The organism is Flavobacterium sp. KACC 22763 (assembly GCF_028736155.1).
Lineage (GTDB): Bacteria > Bacteroidota > Bacteroidia > Flavobacteriales > Flavobacteriaceae > Flavobacterium.
Genome location: NZ_CP117879.1, coordinates 2,689,836 through 2,715,751, shown reverse-complemented (window position 1 = coordinate 2,715,751; position 25,916 = coordinate 2,689,836). Strand labels below are relative to the sequence as shown.

The window sequence follows — 25,916 nt, the reverse complement described above, 5'->3', positions numbered from 1 at the left end:
TTTAACGCAAAGAGCGCAAAGATTTTTTTTACTTTATAATAAGTTGCCAAAGTTCACAAAGCTTTGGGTAAAGATTTTAGCGCATAGCTTTGCGGACTTTTTTCGATAGAAAACAATTTTAAGCACAGAATATTATTCTTTGCGAAACTTTGCGAAAAACCTTTGCGAACTTTGCGTTTAGATCAACTCAATATAACAAAAGCTACTACACTTTACATTTCGCAAGAATCTCTTTAACCTCTGTTTTACAGCTTCCGCAACCTAAACCTGCGCCTGTGTTTTTGCATAATTCAGTGAAATCATTTACACCACTTTTAATCGTTTCTTCAATGTTTCCAGCTCCAACTTGACTGCATGAACAGACTAATTTTCCTAAAACCGGTTTTGCATCTGAGCTTCCTCTTAAAAGCGTATTTCGTTTGTCTGATAATTCGATTTTGCTTTCGATCATAGTTTTGAATTCGGCAAACTCGTTTTTATCTCCCATTAAAATTGCTCCAACTAAAAGATCGTCTTTTACGATACACTTTTTGTAATAGCGTTTTTTCAAATCGGTAAAAACAATTTCTTCATATGAATCGTCATTTTCAGGAATCGTAATATCGCCGATACTGCAAAGGTTGATATCTTCTAATTTTAGAATATTCATTAAAATCGAACCTTTATAATAACTGCTTATATCGCCTGCAAGGAAATTGGCTAGAATATCAGCTTGTTCTTCAGCTGCAGAAGTGATTCCGAATAACTTATTATCAAATTCTGCAATTTCTCCAATCGCAAAAATATCTGGATTTGAAGTCTGTAAATACTGATTTACTCTTACACCGCGACCGCAAGAAAGTCCGCTTTCACGAGCAATCTCGATATTCGGAATAGTTCCAATGGTATATACAATAGCGTTTGCCGTTATGATTTTTCCGCTTTTTAAAGCAATTTCGATTTCATTTGGATTATCGGTTTCAAAAACGGTGCTGACTTCATTATCAAAATAAATTTGAATATCGCGAAGCTGTACTTCTTCGGCCAATAATTTGCTCGAAATTAGATCCAATTGACGCTCCATTAAACGAGAAGCTCTTTGAACGATCGTGGTTTTTACTTTTTTATGTTTTAATGCTGCAGCCAATTCTAATCCTAATAATCCGCCGCCGATAATGACAACATGCTGTTCTTCTGGCGGAAGATTAGTGTTGTCTAAGTGTTTTTTTAAACGATCAGCATCTTCTTTTCTTCTAACGGTAAAACGGCCAGGAAGATGAAGTTGTGCATTTTCTGGAACGAAAGGACGGCTTCCGGTTGCCATAATCAACGAATCGAAAGTGTGAATTTCGCCTTGACTATCTATAATTGTTTTTTGTTTTGGATCTAATTTTTCAATTGCCACTCCAGCTTTCATTGTGATTTTCAACTTACTGAAAGCTTCTCCGTCTTTTACTTTCAAAAGTTGTTCCCAGCTGAATTCTCCTGTCATATATTCTGGAAGCAAAACTCGATTATAAAACGGATTCATTTCATTAGAAAAAACAATAATTTCATCTGTTGAATTGAATTCGCGATAGTTTTGAATGAAGCGGAAAGAAGCCGCTCCAGCGCCAATAATCGCAATTTTCTGAAATGGTTTTACATATTTTTTTATCGAAACGGTTGTGAACTTAAAATCAGGTTCTTTTGAAATTGGATCGACAACAGTATTCGTTAAATTATTGGTTCTGTTTAAATCATTTTCGAGTTGTTTTCCCCAATGCATCGGTAGAAAAACGACTTTTTCTTTGATTGAATCTGTAACTTTTGCTTTTACACGAACTTCTCCATTTTTGCTCGTAACGGTAACAATATCTCCGTTTTTAATATCGTTTTTATAAGCGTCAATTGGATTTATTTCTAAAACTGGACTTGGAATATGTGTCAGTAATCGTGATACTTTTCCAGTCTTGGTCATCGTATGCCATTGATCGCGAATTCTTCCCGTTGTTAAGATAAAAGGAAATTCATCATTTGGCTGAACCGATGTATTTTCGATAGAAACTGGCAGATTAAAAATCGCTTTTCCAGAAGGTGTATAGAATTTTTTGTCTGTAAATAATCTCGGAGTTCCTGGGTGATTATAATCAGGAACTGGCCATTGAAAAGTTCCCTCAGTTTTTAAACGATTATAATTTAAAAACGAAATATCAATATTGGTATTTTTAGTTAGTGCACAATGTTCTTTGTAAACTTCCTCGGCACTGTTGAAATTGAAACCATTGAAATTCATTTTTTTAGCAAAACGAATTAAAATTTCAATATCTGGAAGCGCTTCTCCTGGCGCATTGATTCCTTTTGGGAGATACGATATACGACGTTCGGAATTGGTCATCGTTCCTTCTTTTTCTAGCCAACCCGCAGCAGGCAACAATAAATCGGCAAATTTGGCTGTATCAGCATTATGAGAAATGTCCTGAACGACTACGAATTTAGCATTTTGAAGCGCTTTTTCAGCCCTGCGTGAATCTGGTAAACTTACTAACGGATTGGTGCAGATAATCCAAACGGCTTTCATTTTTCCAGATTCAAGAGCTTCAAACATTTCTGTGGCAGTTAAGCCCGGTTTATCTGAAATCTCATCGACACCCCAAAAATCGGCTACTTCTTTTCGATGCGTAGGGTTTGCAATATCTTTATGTGCGGCCAAAAGTGTTGCCATTCCACCCACTTCTCGTCCGCCCATTGCGTTAGGTTGGCCTGTTAAAGAAAATGGACCAGAGCCTGGTTTTCCAACTTGTCCCGTTAAAAGTGATAAATTCAGCAAAGCCGTATTTTTATCAACGCCAACAGCACTTTGGTTTAATCCCATTGCCCAAAGCGAAATAAAACCTTTTGCTTTACCAATAATATCGGCGGCAAGTTTGATGTCGTTTACCGAAATTCCGCAAAGTTTAGAAGCTTTCTCAAGAGAAGTTCCTAAAACTAAGTCTTTATATTGTTTGAAATTCTCAGCGTGGTTTTTTACAAAATCATGATCGACGTAGCCTTTCTCGATAATACGTCTCGCAATCGCATGATATAAAATAATATCCGAACCTGGAATAATCTGCAAATGTAAATCGGCGAAAGCAGCAGTATCTGTTCGTCTTGGATCGATGCAAATTATTTTGGTTTTCGGGTTTTTCTCTTTGTGTTTTTCTAATCTTCTGAAAAGAATAGGGTGGCACCAAGCCGGATTTGCGCCTGTAATTAAAAAAGTGTCAGCCAATTCAATATCATCATAAGCAATTGGCACAGAATCTTCTCCGAAAGTTTTTTTATAACCCACAACTGCAGAACTCATGCAAAGTCTTGAATTGGTGTCTATATTATTGGTCTTAAGAAAACCTTTTACCAATTTATTGACTAAGTAATATTCTTCGGTTAAACATTGTCCTGAAATATAAAAGCCAACGCTATCTGGTCCATGTTTTTTTATGATTGAAGAAAAAACCGCAGCGGCGCGATCAAGAGCTGTATCCCAGCTTACGCGTTCTAATGGATACGATTTGCTTCCTCGCATTTCTGGATATAAAATTCTATCGGAAGTATCGTTGACTACGTAATGCAGGTTCATTCCTTTAGAACAAAGCATTCCTTTGTTTACAGGATGATCTTTGTCGCCCTCAACCATTACGCCATTTTTAGCATCATTGGTCACGATTATGCCGCAGCCAACGCCGCAGTAGGAACAGGTAGTTTTGATCTTCGTAGTTTGCATTTAGTGTTCTATTTAGAGATACTACTTTTAGTTAATAGTCTGACTTTACAAAAGTACTTATGCAAAAATAAGTATTTTTACGTATTAATACGTATTTTTTAGATTTATTTTTTTACTTTTGATGGAAATAAATGAGGAACAACAAATTAGTTTTTAACTGCTAAAAATTAGAACTCATGAAAGAAGAGCAAACCATTTGTTATTCCTGCGTCAATGAAAATTGTTTTATCAAGAAACATCTGCATTTAGAACAGATGGCTGGTTATGTTTCTAAAAAACGAAGTATTACTTGTAAAAAATCTGATCGATTTATAACGGAAGGTGCGCCTTTACAAGGGCTTTATTTTATTTGCAAGGGAAAAGTTAAAACGGTAAAAACGGGAATTAATGGTCGTGAACAAATTGTTCGTTTAACCAAAAACGGCGATATCATCGGTTTCCGTGGATTTGGAACAAGTAAAAAATACTTAATTGGAGCTTATGCGCTTGAAGATACAGTTTTGTGTAATTTCAGCAACGAAACTATGGTCGAAATTTTACAGCATATTCCGGAATTTACCTATGCTTTAATGTTGTTTTATGCCGAAGAATTGAACAAGAGCGAAAACAATATCCGCAAGATTGCGCACATGAATGTTCGTGAGCGTGTAATTGATTTACTGCTTTATATTCACCGCAAATTCGGACAAACGAATGGTTTGATTGATATTGAGCTTTCGCGAAAAGAAATTGCCGATTTTGCAGGAACAACAGAAGAGCAGGCAATACGTATTTTATCAAGTCTTAAAAAAGAATCGCTGATTAAAACCGAAGGAAAGCGTGTTGGGATTTTGGAAGTCTCAGAGTTAAGATCTGAAATTATGGAGCATAAGTATTTTTAGGGTTCTAAGTTGCTAAGATTCTAAGTTGCTAAGGTTTCTTATTGTAGAGACGCACTGCAGTGCGTCTTTACCGCATGCGTCTCTACTTCGTATTTATGATTTTTTTCTTCCTACAAATCGAATTACAGAACCTGTTCCGTTATGGAATAAACCTTCGCTGAGTTCGATTTCTTTTTCTTCCAATTCAATGATTTCGTAATTTGGAAAATCGGCTTTGATTTCTTCGATTGAAAAAAGAGATTCGATGTCTTTTGGTCCGCCGACTTTTTCATTTTTGGTTACATATTCCAAATGTTTTTTGCTGAAAGCTTCAAAAATGATAATGCCGTTTTTGCGTAGTAATGTATCTAATTGTTGATGAATTTCCGATTTAATTTCTGCCGGAAAATGTGCATAAATTAAAGCAATCGCATCAAATTGTTCTGCTTCGAAATCAAGAGTTTCCAGTTCGCCAACTTGATAATCAATTGAAACATCATTTGCTTCTGCAAGTTTTAAGGCTTTATTTCTTCCTTCTTCACTAATATCAAAAGCAGAAACGTTCCATCCTAATTTCGCAGCAAAAATTGCATTTCGCCCTTCGCCTTCGGCAGGAAAAAGAATTGAACGGGAATTTAATTTTTCGATTTGTTCTTTTAAGTAATTGTTGGGTTCTTCGCCGTATGCGAAATCTTCGCTTTTGTAACGGTCGTCCCAACGCTGAGTCCAGTTGTTCATGGTTTATATATTGAATTTAATTATTAAAGGTTTGTGGTCGCTATACAACGTCCAATCTTTGTAAGTACCAACTTCAACACTTTCTAAAGCTTCATTAAAATCATTTGAAGCAAAACAATAATCTATATGATAAGGCTTATTTTTACTCTTATGAAGATATAAAGTTGGATGCTCTTCTTTGCCGTGAGTCTGATTGAAGTATTTATGATATGTGCTAAAAATATTTTTTTCGGCTAATTTATTTACAACAGTTGTATGGTTTCCTTCTCTTCGTGGTTTATCCCAAATCGTATTGCTGTTAAAATCTCCAATTAAAATGGTTTTAGTTTCTTTGATTAGATCTTCGTAAAAATGAATCGCTTTCCAGATCTGAGTTACATAAGCGCCATCTTTATCCGCAGGGTTATTTGCCCAAATTGCAAATAAAGTAAAGTCAATCTTTCCGCCTGTTACTGCAATTGGTAGAATATTTTTGAAATCTGGATTATGAAAATCTAATAATTGAAACCGATAATCACTATAAGAAAACACGCCAACTCCTTTATGCGGATTTGTACCATACCAAAGAATGTCGTTTGGTGTTTGTATTTCGGTTGGGAATTTTAATTTTTCCGAACATTCACACTCAGAAATTACAGCAATATCAGGATTATGAGCTAGAATAAATTCTGCTTTTTTTCTGAATGCCATGTTGCAATTCCAAGCGATGATTTTCATTTGAAAATTAAATTGTTTCTCACTCAAATATAGCGATTAATGAGGATATTTTTTTGATCGATCAAAAAACTACCCTTTCTCAAAATAGAAAAAGGGTAGTTTGTATATATAAATTTCTTTAATCTTAACCAACAAATTTTGTTTCTCCGCTGTTAATGTCGATTTCAGCAAAATTGTGTTTTCCGATTACGATAAGCAGTTTGTCTGAGTTGTAACCAACATATCTAATTTCAGGTTCTCCTTTTTTAGGTTTTCCACAGATTGAAATTACATTGGTTTGCCATTTCAGTTTTTTTCTTTTGTAGGCAGAAATGGTCTGCAGATCATTTTCAACATAATAAACTATGTTGTTTTTTTTGATTCCTCTTTTTTGCGTTTTGGCAAAATTAATTTCTGAGTTTTTCGAAATTAAGGCATCATCGTATTTTTGGGCAATACCTGTTTGCGTGACAATAAAAGTCAGCAAGGACAATTTTAGAAATGGTTTCATTAGGATAGAATTGGGGGTTCATAATCACTTCAAATATAAATAATTATACATATAATCCACGCTATAATTAAATAAAAAAAATACCCTTTTCCAGAAATAGGAAAAGGGTAAAATATTTAGGTTAAATTTTAAGAAAAACTATTTTTTCCAACTGAAAATTTTCGGATCAACAGATATCATTAACCACGCCCAATTATTAGTATGGCTTGTATCTCCACCTTTTACAAATTCCATTGTTTTAGATCCAAACATCTGAGAGTAACCTCCAGTTACGGTTATGTTTTTCTTGAAATTATATCCAAAAGTGGCGTCAATCTCTGTTCCTAAGTAAGAATCCATTTTTTCGTTAAGCGGAACATTTACTACATCAGCAGCTGTTAAAAATACATGTGGAATTAAAGCAAATTGCCATTTGTTTACATTATAGTTTAGTTTGATAAAGGCATCTTGTAAACCATAGCTATTGGTGTAATTTCCAACATAAAAATAATCCATATAACCGTTAAATCCGTGGTTGGTTCCAAAAAGGGGATTAAAAGATTTTATTACCGTGCTTCCATCATTTGAAGATTTTCCAGATAAAAATTCGTAACCTAAATCTAGTTTAAAAGCTTCTGTTATGTTATACCCTAAATTGGCAGCAGCATTCCAAGCGCTCACTTGATGATCGTTGCTTTTTCCAGTTTGTCCATATACCCAGAAACTGGTGTCTAGTTTGCCTTTTTTATAAGTAACATAAGGTCCAAAAGTTTGCTTATAATCTACTAGAATTTTACTCTCTGGAGTATTTGGACTACGAGTATATTCGTATCCTGTATTCAATGCTAAAAAGCTTGCGCCTAAATTTTCGTTGAATTGATTGTGGTACCAAGCATATTGCATGGTTTTGTACATATTAGGTACAGTATAAGCTGTTTGAACAAGATTTTCAGCATCTGAATTGTATGCACCTCCAAAATCTAATTTTTGAGTTTCATTATGAAAAGAAACTATTAACGCGTCATGGCTTTGTCCTTGCTGTGCCCAATCCAATCCTCCAAGGATACGCTGATTATCGTAAGAAAGCACTTGACGTCCCATTCTGGCGCTCCATTTTTCAGTAAAATTATATTGTGCCCAAGCTTCAAAAACTGCTACTCCATTTTTATCGGAAGTAGTTGTCGTTGGTACATCTCCCCAAGTTCTGGTATTTTGTAAACTCAGTTTTACGATTAAATCCTCTTGTTTGTAATTAATGCCTAAACGAGAGCGTTGTGAAATTTGCGATGTTCCTTCTTGGCCGTATTGCAACGGTTGTTTGAATCCATTTCTATATTCAAATCGTGGTCTGATTTGAAGATTTACATCTAATTCTTGGGCTTGTATTTCAAAACTTAATCCTACGATAAGTATTAAAATTAGTTTAAGTTTTTTCATAAAATTTTTGTTTTTTTATCAGAGGTAAATTTATAAGAAAATGCCGTCATAATAATATGATTATAGTCATGTTTCTAATTTTTTTTTAATCTTAGTTTAATAGGCAGGTTCTAATTTTGCTTTATTTACTTTAACTTCCTTTTTCTTAGATAGTTGAGTAATAGTGTAATGCATCCAAATTAAGCAGATAGTTGAAAAGATTAAAATAAAAATCCATGAACTTGACCAGATTCCGGTTGCAGTTAATAGATATCCAAAGATAATTGGACCGAAGAACCCGCCTAAGCCACCAATCATTCCTACCATTCCGCCCACAACGCCAACTTCTTTTGGAAAATATTCAGGAATATGTTTGTAGACAGCCGCTTTTCCAATTCCCCAAGAAATCCCAATTAGAATTACTAAAACCAGAAATACCCACATATTGGCATCAAACTTAATAACGGTCACACCTTTGGCAATCAATTCTTTTTTAGCAACACTTTGATTGTGTGCTACAACAACATCTTGCCAGCTAGTAGAAGTTGGAAAAATAGCATTTTCATTACTATTGGCTGTTTTTTGTGCAATTGGATATTCTTTATCGCCAATTTTCACGGTTTTGTCGCTAATTTCGTTAACAACACCTTTTTTTGCCGCAAGTATTCCTGGCCCAGAAGTAGTGATTTCCATTTTCGGAATCGATAATAAAGCACTTAAAATTACAGAGGAACTCAAAACCCAATACATTACTTTTCTCGCTCCAAATTTATCTGATAAATAACCTCCGAAAGCTCTAATTACTCCAGATGGTAAACTGAACATTGTTGCAAATAAACCGCCCATAACTAAACTCGTTTGGTACACGTTCATGAAATTTGGCAATAACCATTGAGAATAAGCTACAAAACATCCGAAAACTAAGAAGTAATAAGCTCCAAAACGCCAAACTCTTTCTGATTTTAAAGGAGTAAGCATTTGTGAAATGGTTTTACCACTGCTTTCTATTTTTTTGTTTTGAGCGAAAATTAAAAAGGCAACACCAATTACTACTAATGAAATGGCATAAATAACAGGTAGTACTTTCCAGCCATTTTGCGGATCGTCGATAGAGAAATGATTTAATAATGAAGGTGCTAAAAATGTTGTGATAGCTGCGCCAGCATTCCCCATTCCGAAGATTCCTAGTGCGCGACCTTGCCATTCTTTTGGGTACCAAATTGAGGTATATCCAATTCCGACTGCAAAACTGGTTCCTACCATTCCAAAGAAGAAACTAAGTAACGCAAACATAAAAAAGCTGTCAGCATAAGGAAGAAGGAAAAGCGGAATTGAACTTAGAAGAAGTAAAAGTGAAAAGACATATTTTCCGCCAAATTTATCCGTTAAGATTCCGATTGGCAAACGCATGATTGATCCAGTTAAAATTGGAATACCTAAAAGCCATCCGACTTGAATAACATCCCAATGGAAAATTCCATTATCAACTAAAAAGGTTACTAGAACCCCGTTTAATGTCCAACAGGCAAAACACACTGTAAATGCCAATGTGTTCAAAAATAAAATTTTGTGTGACTGCGATAGTGAGTTTGTATTTTTCATAGTACTTATTGTTTTTATGTAAAAGTAAGTACTATAACTTAGTAAAAACCTGCTAAAACGCAGTTTTAGAAAAATAATTACGTATTTATACGTATTTTTTTTAAATTAAAGAATATTCAGCCGCTTTATTAGAAAGTTCCATAAGGTTTTTTACTTTCAGTTTTTTCATTAAGTTGAAACGGTGCACTTCGGCAGTTCGTTTACTAATATCAAGCGCTTCGGCGATTTCTTTGTTTCCTTTTCCAGATAAAAGAAGGGTTAGGATTTCTTTTTCTCTTTTGGTAATCATCATTTCTTCACCTAAAGGTTGTTTTGGTTCTAATGATGTTGATGAATTAGTTAATTGGCTAATTAATATAGAAGAAATATCACCGCTGAAATATTTTCCTCCTACAGCAACGCTATGCAATGCTTTTAAGAATTCTTCTTTGCTTGAGCCTTTTAGCAAATATCCGTCGGCTCCCGCTTTTATTGATTTCAAGACATATTCTTCCGATTCGTGCATTGAAAGCATGATGATTTTTACGTTGTTTTTTTCGTTTCTAAGTTTTTCTACTACCTCAATACCTGTTAAGTTTGGCATACGAATATCTACTATAAGTAAATCTGGCTGTGTTGCTGCAACTACTTCAAGTGCATCTTCACCATCAATTGCTTCGCCTACAACCTCGATGTTTGCTTCGTTTTCAAGTAAAGACTTGATTCCGTCTCTAACAAAAACATGGTCATCTGCCAGTACTACACGAATGATATTGTTCATAGTTTACTTAATTTTGATTCTCAATTTTTACGTATATTCATCTAAAAAGAAGATGCTAATATACGTACTTTTTTTATTTAAAATTCCAATTTTTTGAAATTCCAAATTCCAATATTAAAAAATCATTAGAAATCCTTAGATAAATTCGAATATTAAAATACCAAATTCCAAATTGAATATAGGATTGCCAGGCTGAGCGGAGTCGAAGCTAGTGCAAAGAAATTCCACAATCTAAATCGCCAATCTTTGTAGAGTTACTCGCGTAGGCTTCGACTCCGCTCAGCCTGACAAGCGTGCATAAAACTTTGATAAAGTTTGGTTTTTAATTGTCTCCAGCTTTAGCTGGATGTTTTTGTAGCTAGAAGAGAGGGCTTTAGCCAAATGCGTAAGTTTGGCTAAAGCGCTTCCTAGTACTTTTTTGTAACCTCGAGCTAAAGCTGGAGGCAATTCATTTTTTCACTTTTTAATTCCTTGGTAAAATTAAATTTTCTTTTGAAACCCTTTGCCCGCGAGAGGGATAGGAGGAAGCTACCGAAGTAGCCCGGATAGCCCGACAGTATTGGGGAAAGTGGGCGAATATAGACAAAGTTTGTTTGCCCACTTTCCCCAATACTGGCTCGCCATGATAATTAGATAATGAGTTAATGTGTCAATTAGATAATTCTTATGAATGTGTTAAATAATTATCTAATTTTCTAATTGGCACATTAACTCATTATTTTAAGATCGGGATGTTGAATGTAATTCTCGTTCCTTCACCTGGAATGGAGTTCATGAAAACGCGGCCGTTGATGTATTGGATTCTTTCTTTCATAAATAAAAGCCCCATTCCTGATTCGCTGTTACGCTTTTTATCGACTGAATTGACATCAAAACCTTTTCCGTTGTCATCAACGATAATACTTAAAAGTGTATCGCTGTGCGAAAGCTGTACAATTATATGAGAGGATTCTGCATATTTAATGGCGTTGTTGATGGCTTCTTGCGTAAGTCTGTAAATATTGATTTCGATTAAGGAATCTAAGCGCTGGTCGAAATCGGTTTTGTTGTAGAAAAGGATTTCTTTTCCCGTAAGTTTTGAAAGCTCCTGCGTTAGTTTTGATAATGACGAAACGATTCCGTGATCGCTTAATTCTGGTGGCATTAGGTTGAAAGTTGCCGTACGGACACCTTTTATAATATCTAAAGAAAGCTTTTTTAAATATTCTATTTTTTGTTCTGACTTTTCTCTGTCGTCTAGATTAATGCTTTCTAAACTGAACTTTAAACCGGTAAGCATTTGACCGATTCCGTCATGAATTTCTTTAGCGATTCGGTTTTGTTCGTTTTCCTGATTTTCAACAATTTTGCTTGAAATAATCTTTTGCTGGTTGATTTTTTCGGTAGTGTTTTCAAGGTTCAAACGTTCAACTTCACGCTGTGCTTTTTTGCGTTCGGTGATGTTGAAACAAACGATCAAAAGTTCCAATTCGTCTTTTTTGATCATTACGGGAACCATCGATAAATCGAGCCAGATTTCTTTTTCATCTTTATTTATAATTTTGATTTCGCCTTGCCAGCCGCTGCGCTGTTTTTCGAAAATAAGACGGTCAAAATTAACCTGTTCTTTTTCGTCTTCTGTCAGTACTTGAGAGAACTTTTTGTTAGATGAAAACTTAGTGTAATTAAGAAGTTTTGCAAATTTTTCTCCAATATGGATGATCGAGCCATCTGGTGAAATTCGGCAATACAGTAAAGTATTTTCCATCGCATAATTGAGCGATTTTAATTCTTTTACTGAGTTTTCTTTGATTTCACTTATGATTTCGGTGTCGTAGGCTAGTTTCAGCGCTTTCTTTTCAGAAGATAAAAGCTGAGCAATGAGCCTTTCGATTTTCTTGTTGGTTGGTTTGAAAATGAAGAAGAATTCTAAAAGCAGAACAAGCAATGTAAAACCAAAAATCCAATATTCGATTCTGCGCTGCTCGGTTACTTTTTCGTGCGCTTCAAGATCGTATTGCGTTACAATCTGATTCATTTTTGAAAGGAAAACACCTTCGTTTTCTAGAATAATTTGAACTAGTTTCTGGTTTTCAGAAGTCGATTTTTTCTGTTGTAAATTCAGCAGAAAAGAATCTGTAGTTTGTGTAATTTTATTGAAAATCGGATTGATTTCCAGATACAATTTATTTAGCGTTTCGCTTTTTTCTTTTGGAAAAGCTAGACTGTCATTCCCGTTTTCCAACGCATTTTGATTCTTTTTCCAAAGTTCTAAGACCTCTTTTAAGTGTGAAGTTTTTTTGGCTGTAGCCGAATCAGAAACGTAATGTAAAATGAGGACTTCTTTGACAATTTTCTGGCTCAGCATTCTTTGCTTACCAGAAAAATTAATGATTTTAGAATCGCTTAACTGCTGATTCAGATTGTATTGAACCAGAAACTGACTGACAATTATAGTTAAGGCAATAGTAAGAAGCGCAAAAAAATACAGACGGCGTAAATTTTTGAAAGTGATTTTTTCTGCTGCTTCCTGATTGCTTTTCTTCATATCTTTTTACAATCCTAAAGAAGCTTTTATTAGGTTTAAGTTTTCTTCAGAATAATTGATTTTTAAAGCTTCCTGATGTCCTTTGTCAGACATTTTATCCCAGGTTTTCTTGATGATGTTTTTCAGCTTTTCTTCGTCGTGCTTGTGAACGAAAGGTTCTAAATAATAATCTAAAAACACCAAACAAATTACGTCTTCCAATAATTGTGTTTCGGCATCTTTTTTAAGTAATTTTTTTTCGATTAAGAAAGAAACACGATCGATAAAAGTTTGATCGTAACCTGCTCTTGCTAAGATTTCAGCTGTAGTTTTTGCGTGGAATTTTTTTAGTTCTTCTCTCCATTTTAAGTAACCAACTCGATCCATTGGATATGATTCACGAGCGACTTTCCATCGGCAGATGTGTTGTGCTTTTGAAGCAATTTGAACTTCTTCGGATGCGTTCGGTTCAAATTCCATCAGTTTTTTATACATCCTGTCAGAATACAACAATTCTTTTGGATATTCTTTGTTTTGGTCTAATTCGATGTTTGGGTCTTGTGCGTTTTCAGCATCAATCCATTCGCTTGCTTTTTGAAAAGGTGTAGTCATTTTTTGGTTTGATAATAGAATTTCAAAGATACGGAATTAAGTTTTTGCTGATAGTTTTTTTTAACACATAGAAACATAGATTTGTTTGTGGTTAAAGGCGTTTCACTTGCATTAATTCACATAGTAATTGTGATAGTTTTGTCATTTCGACGAAGGAGAAATCTTCGCGAGAAGCTCGACAAAGATTGGCTTATTGGAACGGAGCTACTTGCGAAGATTTCTCCTTCGTCGAAATGACAAGATTGAGATTAAATCAGTCTATAAAACCAACAAATACTTCATCTTCAACAATCTTAACAGGATACGTTGCAATGCTATAATCTTCACCATTTAAATTAGAACCATCAACAAGTGAAAAAGTCTTTTTATGCATCGGGCAGGCGATTTTCGGAATATCATCTGCAGATCCTGTCATTCCTCTTGAAAGTACCATTTCCATTTTATGTGGGCAAGCGTTTTGGCAAGCGTACCATTCGTTGCGACGCGTAAAATTAAAAATTGCAATTTGTTTGTTTTTGTATTTAATGCAGCCTCCTCGGTTGGTTGGGAAATCTTCAACTTTACCTGCTTTGAACCAAATTGTTGCATCGCTCGCGTGAACTGTTTCGTATTGATTTAAGATTTCTTCCATTTTGATTGAGTTTTTGGTTCCTGTTTCTTAGCCCTCTTTTTACAATCAAGAGAGATTTGATGGCGCAGTAAAAAAGAGGGTAAGAAGGACAGCAAACGTTTAATGATTTTTTTTTTTTTTTTTTCGGAGCTTTATAGTTTAACCACATAGAGACATAGACTTAATAGTTTGAAAAAAGAATTGTCAAAAGAAATTATTCCTGTTATGGAGAAACATTGCTTTTTGTTAAGGTGCAAAATCTATGTCTCTATGTGTTTAATTTTAAATATTTATGACCAAGCTTTTGGCATTTTTTGATCTCTTAATGGTACGAAAACAGCGTTGTCGTCTTTTTCGTCTGAGTTTATAAAATGATTGAAACGTTTCAATAATCTTGGTTTTTCTAGCACTTGTTTCCATTCGCATTCGAAAGTGTTTACTAAAGTCTGCATTTCAGCTTCAAGCGTTTCGCAGATTCCTAAACTATCTTCTATAATTACTTGTTTCAAATACTCTAAACCTCCGTCTAGTTTTTCCAACCAAGTTGAAGTTCTAATTAGCGGACCAGCAGTACGTATGTAATACATTAAGAAGCGATCCATGTATTTGATCACAGTTTCTTTGTCGATTTTTTCAGCCAATAAAACGGCATGTTTTGGATTTGCTCCGCCATTTCCGCAGATGTATAAATTCCATCCACCTTCAACAGCAATTAATCCGAAATCTTTTCCGCGAGCTTCGGCACATTCGCGAATGCAGGCTGAAACACCACCTTTTAGTTTATGCGGAGAACGGATTCCTTTATATCTGTTTTCTAGTTCAATCGCAAATCCGGCGCTATCGTCCATTCCGTAACGGCACCACGCATTTCCGACACAGCTTTTTACAGCACGAAGTGATTTTCCGTAGGCATGACCGCTTTCAAAACCATTGTCGATTAAGATTTTCCAGATTTTTGGCAAATCGCTTAAGTGCGCTCCGAATAAATCAACTCTTTGTGCTCCAGTAATTTTAGTGTACAAATCGAATTGTTTTGCCACTTCGCCAATTACGATTAATTTCTCAGCAGTAATTTCTCCTCCAGCAACTCTTGGAACTACAGAATAGGTTCCGTTTCGTTGAATGTTTGCTAAAAATCTATCGTTTGTATCTTGTGTAGTTACGTGTTTATTAGCAGTATCATTGTAGATACTTGAGAAAATAGAAGCTACAACTGGTTTACAAACTTCGCATCCGTCGCCTTTTCCGTGATGATCTAAAACATCGTAGAAATTCTCGTATTTGTTGATTTTTACTAAATCAAATAATTCTTGACGTGTGTAGCTGAAATGTTCGCAGATCACTTCTTTTACTTCTTTTCCTAAAGATTTCTGTGTTGCTTTTACCAAATCAGAAACCATTGGTTTACAGCCTCCACAGCCAGAAGTTGCTTTAGTCGCTTTAACGACATCTGAAAGTGAAGAACAGCTTTCGTCTAAAATTTTACAGCAGATAGCGCCTTTTGTAACATTTTCGCAAGAACAAATTACGGCGGTGTCTGGCAAATCCATTACGCTTCCTAAAGAAGAACCTTCAGAACCGTCACGAGAACCTAAAATCAAATCTTCTGGGTTTTTAGGCAACGCCATTTCGTTGATGTAAATCTGAAAAAGCGAACCGTAATCGCTAGAATCTCCAACTAAAATTCCGCCTAAAAGTTTTTTAGAATCCTTAGTAACGTTGATTCTTTTGTAAACGCCACTTAATTTATTTTCATAAATAATAGCTGTGACATCATTATTTTCAATAAAAGGATCACCAAAACTCGCAACTTCAACACCAATTAATTTCAATTGTGTTGACATATCGATGGTTTCTCTCATGGTTTTATCACCATTTAAGATTTGTTCAGCAGCTACATCGGCCATTTCGTAACCTGGCGCAACAAGTCCGTAAATGTTATGATTGTAAAGAGCTGCTTCGCCAATTGCAAAAATAGAAGGATCTGATGTTCGCATTTGATTGTTTACCACAATTCCGCCTCGTACACCAACTTCAAGTCCTGAAACTCTTGCCAGTTCGTCGCGAGGTTTAATTCCGGCAGATATAACCAACATGTCTACTTTTAACAATTCGTCGTTTGCAAACATCATTCCCGTTATACTTTCCTTTCCATCAATGTATTGTGTTGCTTTGTTAAGATGAATTCCGATATTTAATTCTTCTATTTTTGATTGAAGCATATCACTCGCGCCTTGATCCAATTGCCTCGGCATCAAACGTGGTGCAAATTCCACCACATGAGGATTTAAGCCTAAATCTCTAACGGCTTTTGCCGCTTCAAGACCTAATAAACCTCCACCTAAAACGGCGGCTTCTGTAGCACCCTTTATTTTTATTTTTTTGGCGTAAGCCATAATAGCATCTAGATCTTCGATGGTTCTGTAAACAAAAACACCTTCTTTTTCTACGCCTTCAATTGGTGGCACAAATGCCGAAGAACCTGTAGCTAAAACTAAGTAGTCGTACGTATGTGTTTTGCCTAAGTGTGTATGAATAGTTTTTACATCACGATTAATATCTGTAATTAACTCTGATGTATTTAGAATAATATTGTTTTCTGCGTACCAATTGGTCGTTGATAGTGATAAATCATCAGCTGTCTTTCCTCCAAAGTACTCGCTTAAGTGAACGCGATCGTAGGCGCGTCTTGGTTCTTCTCCAAATACTGTGATTTGATACTTCTCTTGTCCTGATTTTGCAACAAACTTTTCGCAAAATTTATAACCAACCATGCCGTTTCCAACTACTATTACTCTAATCATGATTTCTTTAATTAAGTATTACTATGCAAATATAAGTATTTATACTTATAAAAATACGTATAATGTTATTTTTTGAGCAATAATTATGTTTTGATTACTACGTATTTTGGCGTAATCTTTTACGTAGTGCGGATTTCGAATGATTTTTTACGTACTTAGTTTTTTAAATTTGAAAGGATTCTAAATAAGCATTTCAAAAAAATGTTGTAAATTCATAAGAATTTTACAGGTATTTTATGCGCAAGAACTTTTTTAAACTAAAATCTCATGAAAAAAATACTTTCAATATTGTTGTTTTCATTTTTAATAATAGGATGTAAAACGGCTGCAAATAAAGAAACTGTCGGAAGTACTTCGACAAGTTCTACAGAAGAGGATTTAAAATATTATTTTAAAGGAACAGGAAACGAGCCGTTTTGGGGAATTAAAATAGGGAATGAGGAAATTGTTTTTACCTCATTAATACCAGGAAAAGAAAAAATCATTTTTCCAGCCGTTGATGCTATTAGAGCAATGGATGCTAATGTGAAAATGTATCAGGCACGTAACGAAACCACTTCGGCAACGATTACGATTCAACAATTGGATTGTCAGGATTCGATGTCTGGAGCGATTTCGCCTTATAGCGTAAAAGTCGAAATTAGAAATAATTCAGAATTAGAAACAAAGAAGCTTAGCGGGTGCGGAAAATATATTACCGATTATAGACTTCATGATATTTGGGTTTTAGAAGAATTAAATGGATATAAAGTTTTTGCAACAGATTTTCAGAAAGAAATGCCTCGAATTGAAATTAATTCATCAGAGAATAGATTTTCTGGCTATGGCGGTTGTAATGCAATAAGCGGTTCGATCTTTTATGAAAAGGATTTGCTTCGATTTTCAAAAGTGCTTTCAACTCTCATGGCTTGTCCTTCAGGAAATAAAGAAGGAGAATTTACTAAAGCATTGCAAAGTACAACAACTTATTCGATTGGAAATAATCAATTGATTTTGTCTAATCCTTCTGGGAAATTGGCTGTTTTTAAGAAGGTGGATTAATTATTTTATTTGTTTCCCGCAGATTTTACAGATTGAGCAGATGTTTTTTACTACCAAAGATTCTACAGATCAAATGGATTTTTTCTGCTTAATCTGCGAGAGTTTTTTTATGTTTTAAATAACGAATAAATTACTCAAGTAATTCCTTAGTTTCTTCCTCTTCAGTATCATCGCCTTCAATAAAATCCAATTCCAAAGCCTTTACACTCTGAACCGCATTTCCAGCAATGCCACGTATAGAACCATACATTCCCAGTGTATTGTGTACTACTTTTTCGATTTGTTTTTCGCGTTGTTTCCAGATTCTCTGCATGGCTCTTTTTTCAGAATCTAGGTCGCTTTGCATTTGAGTGAAACCTTCTACAATTCCTTCAATCTGCAAACGGAATTCGTTGCTTGTAAGGAAATCATATAACATCGACATTTTATCGCCTTTGTTTTCCTGTGCCTGAACCGCTTGATTGATCTGAATTAAAGATTGGCGTAAAACTGCGCTCAAACCTTTAAATTCTTCATACGTACAAATCCAGATTCCGTCGCGCATGCCCATTCTTTCCATTCCGTTTGGCATCACTTCGGTAACCAAAACCCCAATATTGGCTCTTTTGGTTCTAATATCGTTTTTGAATTTCTCAATCCAAGAAGGCTGAAATGCTTTGGTTCTTTTGCTTTCGTAATAAATAGAACCGCAGTTTTGGTGTTCTCTTGTATTTACAACTTGAAGACAGTCAGCGCCGTTTGCCCCTTTCTTAATTTCATCAATACTGTCAAGAGGGAAGTTATTGGCAAGCCATTCTTCAATTGCCAATTCCATTATTTCGCCTTGCAATTGCATAGAACCTTGTTCCTGCTTGCGTTTCATTTCTTCCGTCAGCTTTTTTTGTTCTTCAAGCTGCTTCTGGAGTTCTTTAAATTTTAACTCGTTTTTATCGTCTTCCTGCTTTCTGATTTTTTCACGTTCCAAAGCCAGTTGAGCATTCAATTGCTTTTCGGCTTCAGCTTGAATGGCATCTTTCATTTCCAGTTTTTCGCGTTGTAATTTGGCGATTTCACCTTCCATTTTATTTAATTCTCTGATTTTTTCCGATTTTTCAGAGAGTTCTTTCTCCATTAAAAGTAAACGATCTTTGTTCTCTTCTTCAAGTTTGGCTTTTAGTTTTTCGGAGATTTCTTTTTCGGCTGTTTTTTTCTCACGCTCTAAACGTTCGGCAAAAAGTTCATTTTCTTGTTTCTTTTTGGCTTCAAATTCGGCTTTGGCTTTATCCAATTGTTCGTTTTTAAGCTCTAATTCACGGTTTTGAATATTAGCTTTTTGCTGGAATTCTTTACGAATGCTATCTTCCAATTGATGTTTTAAAACATCATTTACATCGATAGGAGTTCCGCAGTTTGGACACTGAATTGAAGATTGCTCAGCCATTTTATATTGAAATTTTTATTGTAGAATTTGAATTTGCTAAGATATTTAAAAGTTCTCTTTTTATGATGTGGATTTCTGTACTAATTTGTAACGAATTTTTTATATGCCACGAAGACGCTAAGACGTAAAGTTTTTTTCTTTTACCAAATTATCCATATAGTATGTCATTTCGACGAAGGAGAAATCTCCGCAAGTAGCTCCGTTCCTATAAGCCAATCTTTGCAGAGCTTCTCGTGGAGATTTGCTTCGCCTGTTCGCTATCGCTCGAGTCTCCTTCGTCGAAATGACAAACTTTGCATATAACCATTAGCCAATTTTTAAAAAAAACTTTGCGTCTCTGCGACTTTGCGAGATTAAAAAATCAAAACTTAACGAGAACTCTTCTTCGTCAATAAAAAATCAACTGCAGATCGAGTAATCTTAGAATGATCATCTTTTGATGTAATTAACGAGACATTTGTATATAGATTAACCTTTTTCAATTCAATAAAACCAATTTCAGAATCTTGATTATTTTTGGCAATATTTGAAGGAACAATCGAAATTCCCAATCCGTTTTTGACCAATTGCACGATGGAGTTGATGTTATTGGCTTCGTGTACGATCTGTGGTGTAAAATCATAAAAGGCACACAATTCCAATAAAACTTCATGATAATGCGGAGCGTAATCTTTATTGAAAAATACAAACGTTTCGTCTTTCAGTTTTACAATTTCATTTTCAGTTTTTATCTGAATGAATTTTTTATTGTAAACCAATGAAAAACCATCTTTAAACCATAAATGCGATTTTATTTTGGGTGATTGAATAGGCGATCGAATAATTCCCATTTCGATTTTTCCTTGTTCTAAAGCGTCAATTTGTTTGGTGGTAGAAATCTCAAAAAGTTTGAAATTTACATACGGAAATTGCGCCTTTAGATGTTTGATTAAATCTGAAATCACAGCAGAATATATCGAACTGATATAAGCGATCCTGAATTCTCCAGAGACATTTTCTGCAATCTTTTTTGTTTTTACAGAAATGCGTTCTAGATTCTGAAAAATCGCTGTAACTTCTTCTTTAAAATATTTACCTGCTTCAGTTAGTTCTACTTTTTTATTATTTCTGATAAAAAGCTTTGCTTGGAGTTCTTCTTCCAGTTCTGCAATTTGTCGGCTTAATGGAGGTTGAGAAATAAAGAGTTTTTCTGAAGCTTTGGTAAAGTTCAGTTCTTCGGCTACAGCCAAAAAATATTTTAGATGACGTAATTCCATGATACTTTAAAAGTATTATTAATTGATAAAAATAGTATTTTTAAGGTATTTATGAAAGAGGTAGTTTTGGTTTTTAGTTAAATGTTAGATGTGAAACGTTAAAAGTGAAAGTTGTAACGAATAACTCTTAACAAAAAAAAATATAACTTTTTAAAGCAAAATAGGTCTCTCGCAGATTGAGCAGATAAAGCAGATTATTAATTTTAGATAAATCATCTTAATCATAATAATATCCCAATCATATAATAGCAAAAAGATTAGCTCAATCTGCTTGATCTGCGAGAGATTAAAAAAAAAACAAAGACTATGAAAAAATCAACTATTGAAGAAATCAAAGAAAGATTTGACAATGATGTCGAACGATTTTCAAATTTAGAGACAGGACAAGTTGCCACAATTGACGCCACTATTTCTTTAGAATTAATAACGGAAGCTTCAAAACGCATTGTACCAAATGCTGTAACTATTTTGGATGTGGGTTGCGGAGCTGGTAATTATACTTTAAAAATGCTATCTAAAGCGCCAAACTTGAATTGCACTTTGGTCGATTTGAGTTTGCCAATGTTGAATCGTGCTTTTAAAAGAGTTTCAGCAGAAACAAAAGGAAAAGTTGAAATCAAACAAGGTGATATTCGAGAAATAGATTTAGAAGAAAATAGTTTTGATATTATCTTGGCAGGTGCAGTTTTGCATCATTTGCGTGATGATAACGATTGGGAAACGACTTTTACAAAATTATTTAAATTGTTGAAGCCAGGTGGCTGTTTGATGATTTCTGATTTAATAACGCAGGATACGGAATTATTAAACGAATATACTTGGCAGCGTTACGGCGAGTATTTAGAAGGAATAGGAGGGGCGGAGTACCGTCAGAAAGTTTTGGATTATATCGAAAAAGAAGATTCGCCAAGATCTATGAATTATCAATTGGATTTGATGAAAAAAGTAGGTTTTTCAAAAGTCGAAATTTTACACAAAAATATGTGTTTTGGAGCATTTGGAGGGATAAAGTAGTTTTTTATAGCCACGAATTGCTTCGCCTGTTCGCTATCGCTCGAGTCACGAATTATTTTAAATCCTTTGCGTATAGATTTTGAAAAATAAATTCGTGAATTCGTGGCGAAAAACCTTTAGAGAATCTGTTCTGTTTTGTAAACCTGAATCGGGCTTGAAACTAGGTGTTCGGTTTTTTTGATAAATTCTTGCAAGTAAGATTGGGTATTATGCAGATCTAATCCTGGTTGATCTTTCCATTCTTCCCAAAGAATAAAAACATTGTCAGAAGTATGTAAATCGTAACGAATACATGCAGCTTCTTTTCTTGTTTCAGTAACTAGATGAGTAAGCATATTTTTAATTTCAACTAAATGTTCTGGTTTACTTTTTAAAATTGCGGTAATCGAAATCATAATTATAAGTTTTTAAAGGTTTGCTCTAGGTGTTTGGCGTATTGTTCTTTAAAGATAATAATATTTTCTGGTGTTGCGCCTTTTTCTACATCATGAAAATGGAATCCGTTTAGTTTTTCCATTCCAGTAAATTTGTTCATTTTATGGAAGCCAAACATTACGCCGTCATCGACAGAAGTTTCTTCAAAGAACTCTCCTGGAAGTGTAAAAGCGGTTGCAGGTGCATTCCAGCTCGTGGTGAGCATGTATTTGCGCCCGTGTAGAAGTCCGCCAGTTCCGTAGTTGATATCAGGATTTACACGGCTTCTTCCGTCGTTTTTATAGATTCCGTTGTTGTGTCCTTGCGTAAAAACATCATCGATATATTTTTTGAAAAGATTCGGAATTTGAAACCACCAAACAGGTGTATGATAGATGATTACATCTGCCCAAACGAATTTTTCTACTTCTTTTTGAAGATCTATTTCGTCTTCAATATGAGTTGTTTTTATTTCGTAATCGTTGTTTTTAGAAAGAAATTCAGTTGTCCAGTCTTGAACAGTTTTATTAAATTGTCCTCCTGAATGTGCGAATTTTTGTCCGCCGTTAATTATAAATATCTTTTTCATTTTTATTGTTATTTCTTATGAAAATGGATGCGTGAGGGATAGAGGCGGTATCTTTTTGCGTAATGAAATGGAGTAAAAAATATAGCCGAAAGCCCGACCCGGAGGGACACGCCCAAATTCTATTTATTTAATTTTTGAGATTTTTTTTAACACATAGAAACGTAGAATTTTTTTTCTGGAAAAGAGAATGGAAAGAAACTGGTTTCTAACACATAGTTCACAAAGTTTGTCATTCTGAGGAACGAGGAATCTCCGCGAGAAGCTCTACAAAGATTGGCAACTCACCGTGCGGAGTTACTTGTGGAGATTCCTCGTTCCTCGGAATAACAAGATTATGTTGACTATGTTTATTAATGCAGTGAAACGCCTTTATAGACAAAGTAAAACTATGTTTCTATGTGTTTAAAATATTATTTTATTTTAGCAATTGCTTGATTGATGAATTCCAATTCTGAAGCTGATAAATCGAAATTCATTGTTTTGGCATTTGAAATGGCTTGTTCTGCGTTTCTTGCTCCTGCTAGAACAATTGCAATTCCTTTTTGTAAAGATGTCCAGCGTAATACTAATTGCGATAAACTTGCTTCTTTTGCATGTGCTAAAGAAGTTAATTCTTCAACTAAAGTTTTTACTTTTTGAAGATCAAACTGATTGAAATAGCCGTTTCTATGATCGTTTTCTTTTAATTTACTGTCGGTGAAATATTTTCCAGTCAATAAACCTCTTTCCATTGGACTATAAGCAATGATTCCGATGTTTTCTGCAACTGTGAAAGGAATTAGTTCTTCTTCAATTTTACGGTTCAGCATACTGTATGCCACTTGATTTGAAGCCACTTGAATCGTTTTTTGTGCTTCCTGAATTTGAGCCACATTATAATTGCTTACTCCAAACGCTCTTATTTTTCCTTGTTGGATTAGCGTTTCAACAGCTTCCATTGTTTCAGAAATTGGCGTTGTCGAGTCTGGCCAGTGAATTTGCAATAAATCGATATAATCGGTTTGAAGACGTTTTAAGCTTTCTTCAACTTCTTTAATTACGTTTGCTTTTGATGAATATTTATATACGGGCACTTTTTTACCGTTGTCGTCAGCATCGAAAAAGAAATCACCTTTTCCGTTATTACTTCCGTCCCAAACCAAACCAAATTTAGTAAGTAATTGAATTTTAGAACGATCATAAGGTTTTATAGCTTCGCCGATCATTTCTTCGCTTAGACCAAATCCGTAAAAAGGAGCGGTATCGATTGTGGTAACACCGTGGTCAATTGAAGCTTGAACAGATGCTATTGAATCTTTCTTTTCAGTTCCGCCCCACATGGTTCCTCCAATGGCAAATGCACCATAAGTAATAGCTGATAATTCAAGTTCTGAGTTGCCTAGTTTTCTATATTCCATGATTGTGATTTTTTATGTTTAAAATTGATGAGGCAAAATTATACCGTTTTTACGATTCTTATTTGGTATATATTTGTCTTTTTTAGGTATATTTGCATCTTCAAATAAATGGAATTATGAAAAAAGAAAACTTATACGAACCTTTTACGGTTTCTTTTGAAACGCTGAATGAATATCCAGATGTTGGAGATCGTCATAATTTTTTCGAACTGGTTTATATTCTAGAAGGAACGGGGAGGCAGTGTATTAATAAGAATATTTTTGAATATGATCCAGGGCATTTGTTTTTATTGACGCCCGAGGATTGCCATAATTTTACAATTGAAACCAAAACGAAATTTTTCTTTTTAAGGTTTAATGATATTTATTTGAAAAATTCGAGTCTGCAGAATGAAAATATTCAGCGATTAGAATATATTCTTCAGAATGCAAATCATCAACCGGGCTGTATTCTTAAAAATGATCCTGATAAATGTTTGGTGAAAGTGATGATTGAAGCTATTTGCCGCGAACATCAGGACAAAGATGTTTACAATCAGGAATTGATTCAGCAATTAGTAAATACGTTGATTATTATTGTGGCGAGAAATATTGCGAAATATCTTCCTGAGCAAGTGACTATAAATACGGAAGCTAAAGCAATGGATATTCTGCAATATATTCAGAACAATATTTATTATCCTGAAAAAATCAAAGCAGAATCTATCAGTGATTATTTCGGAATTTCGAATACGTATTTAGGACGTTATTTTAAGAAACATGCCAGTGAAACGATGCAGCAGTATATCAGTAATTATAAAACGAAGTTGATAGAACACCGTTTGCAATTCAGCGAGAAGCGCATTAACGAAATTGCATACGAATTTGGCTTTACGGATGAAAGCCACTTTAATAAGTTTTTTAGAAAGCAAAAAGGGTATAGTCCGTCTGAATTTAGAAAGACGATTCGTTTGAGTGCGTAGTTTTTTTAGCCACGAATTCACGAATTTACTCTAATTTTTTGGCTGTTTTTATTTCACATATAGCACTAAAAATTAAAAATGAATTGTTAAATGTGCGAGAGAAAAATAGAAAAAGACCGAGTAAATCAGTGTTTTCGCAAAGCGAATCTGTTTTATCCGTGTACTTTAACTTAAAGTCTTAATTAAATAATTTTCTTGATTACACGAAGTTTGTGAGTGTGTTTGTTTAATTCAGGATTGTAAATTCCAGTATGGTCCAAACGGTCAATGCGTACTTTTCCACTTGCGTGAATGATGTAGTTGTTTTCCATTATGATGCCTACGTGAGTAATGTTTCCTTCATCATTATCAAAGAAAGCCAAATCGCCTGGTTCGCATTCTTCAATAAAGCTTAACGGATCTCCTTCGAGTGCTTGCTGTGAAGCATCACGATGAATTTTATATCCGTTTAATTTATATACCATTTGGGTAAAACCTGAGCAGTCAATTCCAAAAGGTGTTTTTCCACCCCATAAATATGGAGCATTCAAATACATAAAAGCAGTTTTAATTAAAGCGATTTTAGGTTTGATGCCGCTGGTTTTGGTTCCTTCAAAATCAAAGTTGGAAGTATTGATTTCGCTATTATTTAAAAAAGATAGAGAAGCTCCGAGCGGAATAGGAAGTAGAAGATTATTGGGAGCTGTGATATAATCAATTAAGTCAGCATTTAAAATAATGGACTCTTTACTCAAAAGATCAAATTGCTCTTTGCTAATTTCCTGATATTGCTTAGAATCTACCCAGCCTTTGTAATCATCATATTGAATTCTGATTCGCGCCCATTGATTATGGCGTTCTAAAATTTCGATATGCTCGCCAAACAAGAGCTGTGTAACAATTTCACTTCTGTCGCTGGCTTCAGCTCGAACAGGTACTATGGCTAGATTGCAAATTCCAAACATCTAAGGAAATTTATAAAGTTGAAAATCAGGAGTCATAGTTATAACTCCTGATTTTTTGAGA

General features: G+C 34.6%; 21 protein-coding genes. 4 read left to right on the top strand and 17 right to left on the bottom strand.

The annotated features are described in order from the left end of the window. Positions 1-205: 205 nt before the first annotated feature. The gene (locus tag PQ463_RS10870) at positions 206-3,724 is read right to left on the bottom strand and encodes a nitrate reductase (protein WP_274257842.1); all 3,519 of its coding nucleotides are present in this window, start codon (positions 3,722-3,724) and stop codon (positions 206-208) included. Between the two features lie 176 nt (positions 3,725-3,900). On the opposite strand from PQ463_RS10870, the gene PQ463_RS10865 reads away from it, so the two are divergent. Next, entirely contained in the window at positions 3,901-4,605 is a 705-nt protein-coding gene (locus PQ463_RS10865; RefSeq protein WP_274257841.1) for a Crp/Fnr family transcriptional regulator, read from the top strand. A gap of 93 nt (positions 4,606-4,698) precedes the next feature. On the opposite strand, the gene PQ463_RS10860 is transcribed toward PQ463_RS10865, so the two are convergent. From PQ463_RS10860 to nirB, 10 genes are all read right to left on the bottom strand, one after another. Then, positions 4,699-5,322, bottom strand: a complete 624-nt coding sequence (locus PQ463_RS10860; RefSeq protein WP_274257839.1) for a class I SAM-dependent methyltransferase — start codon at positions 5,320-5,322, stop codon at positions 4,699-4,701. 3 nt (positions 5,323-5,325) lie between these two features. Then, positions 5,326-6,039: an endonuclease/exonuclease/phosphatase family protein gene (locus PQ463_RS10855; RefSeq protein ID WP_274257837.1), complete on the bottom strand. Its 714-nt coding sequence runs from the start codon at positions 6,037-6,039 to the stop codon at positions 5,326-5,328. Positions 6,040-6,163: 124 nt separating this feature from the next. Beyond that, the gene (locus PQ463_RS10850; RefSeq protein WP_111379137.1) at positions 6,164-6,529 is read right to left on the bottom strand and encodes a hypothetical protein; all 366 of its coding nucleotides are present in this window, start codon (positions 6,527-6,529) and stop codon (positions 6,164-6,166) included. A 138-nt stretch (positions 6,530-6,667) separates the two neighbouring features. After that, positions 6,668-7,945 (bottom strand): alginate export family protein, encoded by a 1,278-nt coding sequence (locus tag PQ463_RS10845; RefSeq protein WP_274257835.1) that lies wholly within the window; start codon positions 7,943-7,945, stop codon positions 6,668-6,670. 96 nt (positions 7,946-8,041) lie between these two features. Next, positions 8,042-9,526 (bottom strand): MFS transporter, encoded by a 1,485-nt coding sequence (locus tag PQ463_RS10840; RefSeq protein ID WP_274257834.1) that lies wholly within the window; start codon positions 9,524-9,526, stop codon positions 8,042-8,044. A gap of 100 nt (positions 9,527-9,626) precedes the next feature. Continuing rightward, complete coding sequence (locus PQ463_RS10835) at positions 9,627-10,286, bottom strand: response regulator transcription factor (protein WP_274257832.1); 660 nt, start codon at positions 10,284-10,286, stop codon at positions 9,627-9,629. A gap of 715 nt (positions 10,287-11,001) precedes the next feature. Then, positions 11,002-12,813, bottom strand: coding sequence for a PAS domain-containing sensor histidine kinase (locus tag PQ463_RS10830; protein WP_274257830.1), 1,812 nt, complete (start codon positions 12,811-12,813; stop codon positions 11,002-11,004). A 6-nt stretch (positions 12,814-12,819) separates the two neighbouring features. Next, positions 12,820-13,404, bottom strand: coding sequence for a DUF4202 domain-containing protein (locus tag PQ463_RS10825; RefSeq protein ID WP_274257829.1), 585 nt, complete (start codon positions 13,402-13,404; stop codon positions 12,820-12,822). A gap of 253 nt (positions 13,405-13,657) precedes the next feature. Continuing rightward, on the bottom strand, positions 13,658-14,035 hold the full coding sequence (nirD, locus tag PQ463_RS10820; RefSeq protein WP_274257828.1) for a nitrite reductase small subunit NirD: 378 nt from the start codon (positions 14,033-14,035) through the stop codon (positions 13,658-13,660). 269 nt (positions 14,036-14,304) lie between these two features. Next, positions 14,305-16,818: a nitrite reductase large subunit NirB gene (gene nirB / locus PQ463_RS10815; RefSeq protein ID WP_274257826.1), complete on the bottom strand. Its 2,514-nt coding sequence runs from the start codon at positions 16,816-16,818 to the stop codon at positions 14,305-14,307. Between the two features lie 267 nt (positions 16,819-17,085). Here nirB and PQ463_RS10810 point away from each other — a divergent pair, with 267 nt between their 5' ends. Then, complete coding sequence (locus PQ463_RS10810; protein WP_274257825.1) at positions 17,086-17,859, top strand: META domain-containing protein; 774 nt, start codon at positions 17,086-17,088, stop codon at positions 17,857-17,859. A gap of 130 nt (positions 17,860-17,989) precedes the next feature. Here the strand turns inward: PQ463_RS10810 and PQ463_RS10805 are convergent, their stop codons facing one another. Next, positions 17,990-19,279 (bottom strand): DUF2130 domain-containing protein, encoded by a 1,290-nt coding sequence (locus PQ463_RS10805; protein WP_274257823.1) that lies wholly within the window; start codon positions 19,277-19,279, stop codon positions 17,990-17,992. A 368-nt stretch (positions 19,280-19,647) separates the two neighbouring features. Continuing rightward, complete coding sequence (locus PQ463_RS10800) at positions 19,648-20,535, bottom strand: LysR family transcriptional regulator (protein ID WP_274257821.1); 888 nt, start codon at positions 20,533-20,535, stop codon at positions 19,648-19,650. A gap of 306 nt (positions 20,536-20,841) precedes the next feature. Between PQ463_RS10800 and PQ463_RS10795 the strand changes: the two genes are divergently transcribed. Further along, positions 20,842-21,549 carry a class I SAM-dependent methyltransferase gene (locus PQ463_RS10795; protein WP_274257819.1) on the top strand — a complete coding sequence of 236 codons (708 nt, stop codon included), beginning with the start codon at positions 20,842-20,844 and terminating at the stop codon, positions 21,547-21,549. A gap of 116 nt (positions 21,550-21,665) precedes the next feature. Here the strand turns inward: PQ463_RS10795 and PQ463_RS10790 are convergent, their stop codons facing one another. The 3 genes from PQ463_RS10790 to PQ463_RS10780 all read right to left on the bottom strand — a co-directional run bounded on the left by PQ463_RS10790 (position 21,666) and on the right by PQ463_RS10780 (position 23,949). After that, complete coding sequence (locus tag PQ463_RS10790; RefSeq protein ID WP_274257817.1) at positions 21,666-21,944, bottom strand: putative quinol monooxygenase; 279 nt, start codon at positions 21,942-21,944, stop codon at positions 21,666-21,668. Positions 21,945-21,946: 2 nt separating this feature from the next. Further along, positions 21,947-22,552, bottom strand: a complete 606-nt coding sequence (locus PQ463_RS10785) for an NAD(P)H-dependent oxidoreductase (RefSeq protein WP_274257815.1) — start codon at positions 22,550-22,552, stop codon at positions 21,947-21,949. A 410-nt stretch (positions 22,553-22,962) separates the two neighbouring features. Continuing rightward, on the bottom strand, positions 22,963-23,949 hold the full coding sequence (locus PQ463_RS10780) for an aldo/keto reductase (protein ID WP_274257812.1): 987 nt from the start codon (positions 23,947-23,949) through the stop codon (positions 22,963-22,965). Between the two features lie 116 nt (positions 23,950-24,065). Between PQ463_RS10780 and PQ463_RS10775 the strand changes: the two genes are divergently transcribed. Beyond that, complete coding sequence (locus tag PQ463_RS10775) at positions 24,066-24,911, top strand: AraC family transcriptional regulator (RefSeq protein WP_111285332.1); 846 nt, start codon at positions 24,066-24,068, stop codon at positions 24,909-24,911. Positions 24,912-25,093: 182 nt separating this feature from the next. On the opposite strand, the gene PQ463_RS10770 is transcribed toward PQ463_RS10775, so the two are convergent. Next, on the bottom strand, positions 25,094-25,855 hold the full coding sequence (locus tag PQ463_RS10770; protein ID WP_274257808.1) for a C40 family peptidase: 762 nt from the start codon (positions 25,853-25,855) through the stop codon (positions 25,094-25,096). Positions 25,856-25,916: the final 61 nt, after the last annotated feature.

What these genes read in the sequence shown, in the direction of transcription:
- PQ463_RS10870 (WP_274257842.1), bottom strand. Translation starts at nt 3,724, where the DNA reads ATGCAAACTACGAAGATCAAAACTACCTGTTCCTACTGCGGCGTTGGC.
- PQ463_RS10780 (WP_274257812.1), bottom strand. Translation starts at nt 23,949, where the DNA reads ATGGAATATAGAAAACTAGGCAACTCAGAACTTGAATTATCAGCTATT.
- nirD (WP_274257828.1), bottom strand. Translation starts at nt 14,035, where the DNA reads ATGGAAGAAATCTTAAATCAATACGAAACAGTTCACGCGAGCGATGCA.
- PQ463_RS10805 (WP_274257823.1), bottom strand. Translation starts at nt 19,279, where the DNA reads ATGGCTGAGCAATCTTCAATTCAGTGTCCAAACTGCGGAACTCCTATC.
- PQ463_RS10855 (WP_274257837.1), bottom strand. Translation starts at nt 6,039, where the DNA reads ATGAAAATCATCGCTTGGAATTGCAACATGGCATTCAGAAAAAAAGCA.
- PQ463_RS10850 (WP_111379137.1), bottom strand. Translation starts at nt 6,529, where the DNA reads ATGAAACCATTTCTAAAATTGTCCTTGCTGACTTTTATTGTCACGCAA.
- PQ463_RS10770 (WP_274257808.1), bottom strand. Translation starts at nt 25,855, where the DNA reads ATGTTTGGAATTTGCAATCTAGCCATAGTACCTGTTCGAGCTGAAGCC.
- PQ463_RS10775 (WP_111285332.1), top strand. Translation starts at nt 24,066, where the DNA reads ATGAAAAAAGAAAACTTATACGAACCTTTTACGGTTTCTTTTGAAACG.
- PQ463_RS10840 (WP_274257834.1), bottom strand. Translation starts at nt 9,526, where the DNA reads ATGAAAAATACAAACTCACTATCGCAGTCACACAAAATTTTATTTTTG.
- PQ463_RS10835 (WP_274257832.1), bottom strand. Translation starts at nt 10,286, where the DNA reads ATGAACAATATCATTCGTGTAGTACTGGCAGATGACCATGTTTTTGTT.
- nirB (WP_274257826.1), bottom strand. Translation starts at nt 16,818, where the DNA reads ATGATTAGAGTAATAGTAGTTGGAAACGGCATGGTTGGTTATAAATTT.
- PQ463_RS10790 (WP_274257817.1), bottom strand. Translation starts at nt 21,944, where the DNA reads ATGATTTCGATTACCGCAATTTTAAAAAGTAAACCAGAACATTTAGTT.
- PQ463_RS10860 (WP_274257839.1), bottom strand. Translation starts at nt 5,322, where the DNA reads ATGAACAACTGGACTCAGCGTTGGGACGACCGTTACAAAAGCGAAGAT.
- PQ463_RS10865 (WP_274257841.1), top strand. Translation starts at nt 3,901, where the DNA reads ATGAAAGAAGAGCAAACCATTTGTTATTCCTGCGTCAATGAAAATTGT.
- PQ463_RS10810 (WP_274257825.1), top strand. Translation starts at nt 17,086, where the DNA reads ATGAAAAAAATACTTTCAATATTGTTGTTTTCATTTTTAATAATAGGA.
- PQ463_RS10830 (WP_274257830.1), bottom strand. Translation starts at nt 12,813, where the DNA reads ATGAAGAAAAGCAATCAGGAAGCAGCAGAAAAAATCACTTTCAAAAAT.
- PQ463_RS10845 (WP_274257835.1), bottom strand. Translation starts at nt 7,945, where the DNA reads ATGAAAAAACTTAAACTAATTTTAATACTTATCGTAGGATTAAGTTTT.
- PQ463_RS10785 (WP_274257815.1), bottom strand. Translation starts at nt 22,552, where the DNA reads ATGAAAAAGATATTTATAATTAACGGCGGACAAAAATTCGCACATTCA.
- PQ463_RS10795 (WP_274257819.1), top strand. Translation starts at nt 20,842, where the DNA reads ATGAAAAAATCAACTATTGAAGAAATCAAAGAAAGATTTGACAATGAT.
- PQ463_RS10825 (WP_274257829.1), bottom strand. Translation starts at nt 13,404, where the DNA reads ATGACTACACCTTTTCAAAAAGCAAGCGAATGGATTGATGCTGAAAAC.
- PQ463_RS10800 (WP_274257821.1), bottom strand. Translation starts at nt 20,535, where the DNA reads ATGGAATTACGTCATCTAAAATATTTTTTGGCTGTAGCCGAAGAACTG.